Here is a 1,368-nt window from a genome sequence, read left to right as displayed (position 1 = left end):
CAGGGTCATTGCGTGTTCGGGTAGCTGCTGGTCACGGCCGTGATGAGGTCGTTTGAACGGCGGTCGGCGCGTCGGTTGGCGCGGGCGATGTTGGTTTCGCCGTTGATGCGGTGCCAGCCGATCGCGGTGTTACGCAGTGTCGCCATGACAGCGGGTCCGGTCCCGGTCCGGGCCTGATGAAGATCCTCACGGAAAGTGACATCTCTGACGTTATGGACCTGGTTCTCGATCAGCCACTCGTGTCTAGCCCATTTCTGCAGGTCAGCGGGCTGGGCATCGGCGGCGGGAAGGGATGTGACCAGGTACGCGGTCTCCCGGCTGGTCTTGCCGCGGGTGGTGCGGGTCCGGGTAATCCGGATGGCTTGCCGGGCGTGCGGGAACGCGATCCCGCCCGGGGTCTGCAGGGTGACGGCCTTGACCGTGCGGGTCTCCTTGCGGCCGTGACCACGCTCGCGGGTGCGGTCGCCGACCGGGATCTGCGCCCAGGGAACGGCTTTGAGCTGGACATGAAGGCCGGGCTGGTTGCCCTTGGCCTGCAGTAGCAGGTGTGCGCCGCGGCGAGTGATCTGTTCGGCGTGGCCGGTCTGGGTGTGCAGGGCGTCGGCGACTATCAGCACTCCGGCGAGGCTGCCCAGCAGGTTCTCCACGGCGTCGAGCAGTGGTGTGAACGACGGGATCTCGTTGCTCTTCGTATCGACCGTGACCTGGGCGAGGACGATGCCGGTGCTGGTGTCCAGCGCGGACAGCAGATGCGTTTGACGGCCGTCAGGCAGACGGGCGCCGCGCAATGTCTTGCCGTCGACGGCGATCACGGTCCGGTAGCGGCGCGGCCGGGGAACGGCCAGCGGTGGTGTGCGGGTGCGCAGCCAGCCCGCAAGGACGCTGCTGACCAGAGCATCGTCGAGTCGAGTCAACAGTCGCCATACCGTGGTGCCGGCAGGCAAGCCCCGGTCGAACCCGAGCCGTCGCTGGTCCGGCTCGTCCAGGTCGTAAAGCCAGTCGGTGATCGCCGTGAACGAGGTGGCGCCGGCCAGAACGGCGCAGACCGCGACGGCGAGCAGCGCTGCCAGCGGATATCGCACCCCGCGAGGATTTCGCGGGTCCGGGACCAGGCTCACCGCGGCCAGGAGCCCGCCGTGTTCACCGTCGGTCACCGGCGGTGGTGGGGCGTCGAGGCTGGGGGTTGTCACGGTCAGTACGCAGATCAGAGATGATGCCATCGGCGGGTGGAGTCCTCGGTGGTTGTGCAGCGTGAAGAACTCCATGATCACCTTGAGGACTTCACCCGCTCCATCCGCCTCCATATAGGCCGATCACTCGACACCATCCCAGCTCAGAGCCTCCGCCTGCGAGAACGCAATGGCCCTG

1 protein-coding gene is annotated in these 1,368 nt (G+C 67.2%); it reads right to left on the bottom strand.

Annotation, left to right across the window (positions count from 1 at the left end):
- Positions 1 to 5: 5 nt before the first annotated feature.
- Positions 6 to 1,220, bottom strand: a complete 1,215-nt coding sequence (locus BM290_RS46935; RefSeq protein ID WP_239144157.1) for an ISAs1 family transposase — start codon at positions 1,218 to 1,220, stop codon at positions 6 to 8.
- Positions 1,221 to 1,368: the final 148 nt, after the last annotated feature.

Source organism: Actinoplanes philippinensis (assembly GCF_900113015.1).
Classification (GTDB): domain Bacteria; phylum Actinomycetota; class Actinomycetes; order Mycobacteriales; family Micromonosporaceae; genus Actinoplanes; species Actinoplanes philippinensis.
Note: the sequence above shows the minus strand (reverse complement) of the source record. Positions and strands in the feature narration are given on the sequence as shown.